The organism is Accumulibacter sp. (assembly GCF_029255125.1).
Taxonomy (GTDB): domain Bacteria; phylum Pseudomonadota; class Gammaproteobacteria; order Burkholderiales; family Rhodocyclaceae; genus Accumulibacter.
Genome location: NZ_JAPUVR010000120.1, coordinates 20,887 through 27,406, shown reverse-complemented (window position 1 = coordinate 27,406; position 6,520 = coordinate 20,887). Strand labels below are relative to the sequence as shown.

4 protein-coding genes are annotated in these 6,520 nt (G+C 68.6%); 3 read left to right on the top strand and 1 reads right to left on the bottom strand.

Annotated elements, in window-relative coordinates; translation table 11 throughout:
- Positions 1-98: 98 nt before the first annotated feature.
- Positions 99-2,114 carry a tetratricopeptide repeat protein gene (locus Q1L59_RS12515; RefSeq protein ID WP_300332660.1) on the top strand — a complete coding sequence of 672 codons (2,016 nt, stop codon included), beginning with the start codon at positions 99-101 and terminating at the stop codon, positions 2,112-2,114.
- A 145-nt stretch (positions 2,115-2,259) separates the two neighbouring features.
- Here the strand turns inward: Q1L59_RS12515 and Q1L59_RS12510 are convergent, their stop codons facing one another.
- A complete protein-coding gene (locus Q1L59_RS12510) occupies positions 2,260-2,589 on the bottom strand; it encodes a 4a-hydroxytetrahydrobiopterin dehydratase (protein WP_300332658.1) in 330 nt (109 codons plus the stop codon).
- 202 nt (positions 2,590-2,791) lie between these two features.
- Between Q1L59_RS12510 and Q1L59_RS12505 the strand changes: the two genes are divergently transcribed.
- Positions 2,792-3,724 carry an exopolyphosphatase gene (locus tag Q1L59_RS12505; protein WP_300332657.1) on the top strand — a complete coding sequence of 311 codons (933 nt, stop codon included), beginning with the start codon at positions 2,792-2,794 and terminating at the stop codon, positions 3,722-3,724.
- 163 nt (positions 3,725-3,887) lie between these two features.
- Positions 3,888-6,512, top strand: a complete 2,625-nt coding sequence (gene leuS, locus Q1L59_RS12500) for a leucine--tRNA ligase (protein WP_300332655.1) — start codon at positions 3,888-3,890, stop codon at positions 6,510-6,512.
- The last annotated feature ends 8 nt before the right edge of the window (positions 6,513-6,520 follow it).

Genomic DNA, 6,520 nt, shown 5'->3' with positions numbered 1-6,520 from the left:
GTTCAACGGCGAACGCTGGTTCGGCGTCCATCCGCTGGTCGTCGATCTGCTCGTGCAGCAGCGACGCCTGGCGCCAGAAATCGGCGGCGTCGTTGCCGGTGGCAGCGAATAGCCCATCGCCGCCCGCCGGCGAACGCACCGGGCAGGGCGGCGATCGCGTGACCGACGGCGCGACCGACGGCATGGCTGAAGGCTTGGCGGCCAAGGACGCCGACCGCCTTGCCGGCAGCATCGCCGAGGTGGGCCGGCGGCTGTACCTGTGGGCGCGGCGCAGCGGCGCCGGCCTGGCGCGCGTCGAGTTCACCGACGAAGCGGCCCGCCGCCAGGTCGTCGCCGGTTTGCGCCAGGCGCTGGCCGGCGAGGCGATTGCTCTGTACGACATCGCCTTCGCGCCGCTCGCGGTCGACGATCGCACGCCGCCGGCCACCCTGGGTACGCGCCTGGCCGACGAACTGCTCGACCGCCTGCGCGCGCTGCCGCCCGCGCCGGCCGACCTCGCCGCGGCGCTCTACGGCTTCAATCTGCGCCGCGATGCGCTGGCGGCAACGGCGCAGCGCCAGATCTGGTGGATGCCGCCGCACCTCGCCACCGCTTTCGTGCAGGCGGTTCCCGACCTCGCTTCCTGGTTCCTCGTCCGCCTGCACCTGCACGAGACGCTGCCCGCGCCGCGTGCGCGCGCGGCGGGCCGCGTGGCGGACGAGAGGCCCGGGTACATCGCCATCGTCGCACACGCGGGCGACAATGGCTGGCGCGACGCGGACGGCCGACTCGACCCGGCGGCACGCCGCCGGCTGGCAGCCGACTACGCCGCACGCTACGCACGCGGCGTGCGCGCCGGCACAGCGGAAGTCGAACTGGCGCCGCTGCGCGAGCGCGCCGTCGAGATACTGCTCGTCGGCGGTCTGGCCGGCGAGGCGGCAGCGCTGGCGCGCCAGCTCGCGGCGAGCGCGGCCGACGCCAGCAGCGCGTCAGGCGAGGGCAGCCCGCCGCGCGCTGCCGATGGCGATCGGCCGGCAGACGCCGCGCTGGTCGGCGAAACCTCGCCGGCCGGCGCCGCCGCCCCAGCCACCGCCAGCACGCGCGCGCTCGACCCGGTCGCCGACGAACTTTTCCGGCGACTGGCCTGGCTCGCGCCGGCGCCGATTCCGGCACCACTGCTCGATGCGCCGGTGCCCGTCGCGTCTGAAGAAGCCGCCGCCGCGTCGCCCGAGGCGCTGCGCGCCGCGCTCGTCGAACTCGAACGCCGCGCACTCGTCCGCCGCACCGACGACGGCGAGAGCGTCGTCGCGCATCCCGACGCGCAGGCAGTAAGCCGCCGGCAGCAGCGCGAAGAAGCCCGCCAGACGACCCGCGACGGCGTCCCGCCCGCGCTGCGCTCGGCGCTCGCCTGGGTGGCAGATGCTTTCGTGGGCAGTTCGCAAGATGCGCGTAACTGGCCACGGCTGAAAGCGCTGGCGCCGCACGCGGAAACGGTCGCCGCATCTGCGGACGCCGCAGCCCTCGCCGAACCGACCGGCCGGCTGCTCAATCAGTTGGGCTTGCTGCTCCTGGCGAATGCACGCTACGCCGAAGCCGAGCCGCTGTTGCGCCGCGCGCTGGCGATAGCCGAGGCGAGGCTGGGCCGTGCGCATCCGAATGTCGCCGCCACACTCATCAACCTGGGGCAACTGCTGAAAGCCACGGACCGCCGATCCGAAGCCGAGCCGCTGATGCGCCGCGCGTTGGCGATAGACGAGGCGAGCCTGGGCAGCGAGCATCCGACCGTCGCCAGCGACCTCAACAACCTGGCGCAACTGCTGAAGGAGACGAACCGCCTGTCCGAAGCCGAGCCGCTGATGTGGCGCGCGCTGGCGATAAGCGAGGCGAGCCTGGGCACCGAGCATCCGAGCGTTGCCCGCGAACTGAACAACCTGGCGGCACTGCTGGGGGAAATGAACCGCCAGTCCGAAGCCGAGCCGCTGATGCGCCGCGCGCTGCGCATCGTTTGCCTCAGCCTGGGCAGGGAGCATCCGCACACGCAAATCGCCCGCAAGAACACCATTCACCTGCTGCGCACGCTCGGCCGCAGCGAAGACGAGATCGACGCGACGCTGGCCGCCGTGCTGGCCGGCTAGCGTCGGCGGTGGGTCGCGGCGCGCGCGTGGCATTTCGCCCGGCGTTCGCCGCCCGCTGCCCGCGGCGGCCAGGCGCGCTGCGCGGCGGCGCCGCCAGGCTGCTTGCGACGCGCGCCGGTCTGGCCGACCGCCGCCGCTGCGGCGTCTACGCCTGAAGCGTATCGATCTTGGCGGCCAGGACGAAGTCGCTGGTCGTCAGTCCGTCGATCTTGTGCGTCCAGATTTTGACTTCGACCTTGCCCCAGGCGAGGTAGAGGTCGGGATGGTGGCCGACTTCCTCCGCGAGCGCGCCGACGCGGTTGACGAAGGCGAGGGCGCTGACGAAGTCCGGGAAAGCAAAGCGGCGTTCCAGGTGGTGGCCGTCGTGGATCGTCCACGCCGGCACTTGCGCGTGCAGCGGCGCCATTTCGCGGGCGGTCAGCGCGGGTACGCCGCCGCGGCAGGGCAGGCAGGTCTGTTCGGAAAGCTTGTTCATCGCATCGTTTTCCTCGCTTGATCGCTTGACGACCGGGCGGTCGCCGCAGTCGCTGCTTGGACCGGGAAACGCGCCAATCGATCGCACGGCGCGGCTCGATCAGCCTGCGGCGACGGCGGGCGTATCGTCGGCCGGCATCTTGTGTTCTACTCTCGGGTTTTGCTTGTTTCGCCTTTTTCACCTGCTATATGGAGACCTTACGATGGGCCAAGACAAATTCCGCCTGGTTACGCGCAGCGACTTCGACGGTCTGGTTTGCGCCGTCCTGCTGAAGGAACTGGATCTGCTCGACGATATCCGCTTCGTCCACCCGAAGGACATGCAGGACGGGAAGATCGAAATCACCGAGCGCGATATCACGACCAATCTGCCGTATGTCGCCGCGGCGCATCTGGCTTTCGATCATCACCTGTCGGAAATGCTGCGCAACACCGGGCGGCGCGCCAATCACATCATCGATCCGCAGGCGCCGTCGGCGGCGCGCGTCGTCTATGACTACTACGGCGGTCGGCAGGCGTTTCCGACGATCAGCGACGAGATGATGGCGGCGGTCGACAAGAGCGATTCGGCACGCTTCAGCCGCGCCGAGATTCTCGATCCGACCGGCTGGGTGTTGCTCAACTTCCTGATGGACGCGCGCACCGGTCTCGGCCGCTTCCACGAATTCAGGATCAGCAACTACGCGCTGATGATGATGCTGATCGACGCTTGTCGGGCGCACGGCATCGAGGAGATTCTGGCGCTGCCCGACGTGCGCGAGCGCGTCGGGCTGTACAACGAACACGCGGCGCGCGCAAAGGAGCAGATCAAACGCTGCACGACGGTGTTCGACAAGCTCGCGCTGCTCGATCTGCGCCGCGAGGAAACGATCTGGGCGACCAATCGCTTCATGATCTACGCGCTGTTTCCGCAGTGCAACATCTCCATCCATGTGCTCTGGGGCGTGCGTCAGCAGAACACCGTCTTCGCCACCGGCAAGTCGATTCTCGATCGCAGCAGCCGGACGAACGTCGGCAGCCTGATGCTCGAGTACGGCGGCGGCGGGCACGCAGCGGCCGGAACCTGTCAGGTCGACAACGAGCAGGCGGAAGCGACGCTGCGCGCGCTGATCGGGCGCATCAACGCCGACGGCTGAGCGCGCGTTACGCTGCGGCCGCCCGCCCGCCGGGGGTGGCCGAGCGCCGGCGCGCTCGGCGCAGGGGCGGGCGCCAAGGGTAAAGGGCCAGGCGCCGAGGGCGCAGGGCCAGGCGCGACCGCGTATAATCGCCACTCTGCCCATTCCCGGATCGTCCCCCATCATGCAGGAAAAGTATCAACCCGCCGACGTCGAAGCGGCTGCACAGGAATTCTGGACCCAGAGCGGCGCGGCGCGCGCGCTGGAAGACGCCAGCCGGCCGAAGTATTACTGCCTGTCGATGTTTCCGTATCCCTCCGGCAAGCTGCACATGGGTCACGTGCGCAACTATACGATCGGCGACGTGCTCGCCCGCTTCTACCGCATGCAGGGGCGCAACGTGCTGCAGCCGATGGGCTGGGATGCTTTCGGTATGCCGGCCGAGAATGCGGCGATCCAGAACGGGGTGCCGCCGGCGCAGTGGACCTACGCCAACATCGATGACATGCGCAAGCAGTTGCAGCGGCTGGGTTTCGCCATCGACTGGCAGCGCGAGCTCGCCACCTGTTCGCCCGAGTATTACCGCTGGGAGCAGTGGCTGTTCACCCGGCTGTACGCCAAGGACTTGATCTACAAGCGTCTCGGCACGGTCAACTGGGACCCGGCCGAGCACACGGTGCTCGCCAACGAACAGGTGATCGACGGGCGCGGCTGGCGTTCCGGGGCGCTCGTCGAAAAGCGCGAAATCCCGATGTATTACATGAAGATCACCGCTTACGCCGACGAGTTGCTGGACGATCTGGAGCGGCTCGAGGGTTGGCCGGAACAGGTCAGGCTGATGCAGAAGAACTGGATCGGCCGCAGCACCGGCGTGCGCTTTGCGTTCCCCTACGAGCTCGACGGCGAGGCGGGGCTGTTGTGGGTGTTTACGACGCGCGCCGATACGATCATGGGCGTCACTTTTTGCGCGGTCGCCGCCGAGCATCCGCTGGCGACCTACGCCGCGGCGCGCGATGCGCAGATCGCCGCTTTCGTCGAGGAATGCAAGCAGGGCGGTGTCGCCGAAGCCGATCTGGCGACGATGGAAAAGAAGGGAATGCCGACCGGGATTTTCGTCCGCCATCCGCTGAGCGGCGAGCAGCTCGAGGTGTGGATCGGCAATTATGTGCTGATGGGCTACGGCGACGGCGCGGTGATGGCCGTCCCGGCGCACGATGAACGCGACTTCGCCTTCGCCGGCAAGTACGGCTTGCCGATTCGCCAGGTGATTGCGGTCGACGGCGAGACGTTTTCGCTCGCCGGCTGGCAGGAGTGGTACGCCGACAAGGAGCGCGGCGTCTGCATCAACTCGGGCAAGTACGACGGGCTGGCGTATCCGGCGGCGGTGGCGGCGATTGCCGCCGATCTGGCGGCCAAGGGGCTGGGCGAGAAGAAGGTACAGTATCGTTTGCGCGACTGGGGGATTTCCCGCCAGCGCTACTGGGGCTGCCCGATTCCGATCATCCATTGCGCTACCTGCGGCGACGTGCCGGTGCCGGACGAGGATTTGCCGGTCGTCCTGCCCGAGAAGGTGACGATCACCGGCGCCGGCTCGCCGCTCGCCCGGATGCCCGAGTTCCAGCAGTGCACGTGTCCGCGCTGCGCGCAGCCGGCGCGCCGGGAGACCGACACGCTGGATACGTTCGTCGAGTCCTCGTGGTATTTCCTGCGCTATTGCTGCCCGGACAACACGCAGGCGATGGTCGACGAGCGCGTTGCGTATTGGTGCGCGGGCGGCATCGACCAGTACATCGGGGGGATCGAACACGCCATTCTGCACCTGCTCTATTCGCGTTTCTGGACCAAGCTGATGCGCGATGTCGGGCTGTTCGGCGAGTGGCGGCTGGACGAACCTTTCGCCAATCTGCTGACGCAGGGGATGGTCGTCGCGCCGACTTTCTATCGCCTGGACGACGATGGCAAGAAGGCGTGGATCAACCCGGCCGAGGTCGAGGTCGTGCACGACGAGCACGGGCGCGTCGTCGGGGCGACGCTGCGCGCCGACGGTCTGCCGGTCGCGGTCGGCGGCAGCGAGAAGATGTCGAAGTCGAAGAACAACGGCGTCGATCCGCAAGCGCTGATCGACCGCTACGGCGCCGACACGGCACGCCTGTTCACGATGTTCGCCAGCCCGCCCGATCAGTCGCTGGAGTGGTCGGATGCCGGTGTGGAAGGCGCGTTTCGTTTTCTCAAACGGCTCTGGCGGATGGTCTTCGAGCACGTCGCCGGCGGCCCGGTGGCGCCGCTCGCCGGCGATCTGGCGGCCGATCTGCCGGCGGCACTGCAGGCGCTGCGCCGCCAGTTGCACCAGACGATCGGCAAGGTCGCCGACGACTACGGTCGGCGCAAGCAGTTCAATACGGCGATCGCGGCGGTCATGGAACTGCTCAATGCGCTCGCCCGGGTGGCCGACGATTCGCCGCTGGCGCGCGCCGTCCGCCAGGAAACGCTCGAGGCGGTGAGCCTGTTGCTCAGCCCGATCGTTCCGCATATCTGCGAAGCGCTCTACGCGGCGCTCTGTCCCGGTCGCTCGGCGAGCGCAGCGCGTTTTCCGCAGGTCGATGCGCAGGCGCTGCAGCGGGCCGAGATCGAACTCGTGCTGCAGATCAACGGGCGTCTGCGTGGCAGCCTGCGCGTGCCGGCGGACGCGACGCGCGAGGTGATCGAAGCGGCTGCGCTGGCCAGCGAAGCGGCGCACAAACATCTGGCCGGAGCGCCGCCGAAGAAGCTGGTGGTCGTTCCCGGTCGCCTGGTCAACATCGTCGCCTGAGTCGGTAA

Excerpts from the sequence above, each read along its gene's own strand:
- Q1L59_RS12510 (WP_300332658.1), bottom strand. The coding sequence starts at position 2,589 with ATGAACAAGCTTTCCGAACAGACCTGCCTGCCCTGCCGCGGCGGCGTA.
- Q1L59_RS12505 (WP_300332657.1), top strand. The coding sequence starts at position 2,792 with ATGGGCCAAGACAAATTCCGCCTGGTTACGCGCAGCGACTTCGACGGT.
- leuS (WP_300332655.1), top strand. The coding sequence starts at position 3,888 with ATGCAGGAAAAGTATCAACCCGCCGACGTCGAAGCGGCTGCACAGGAA.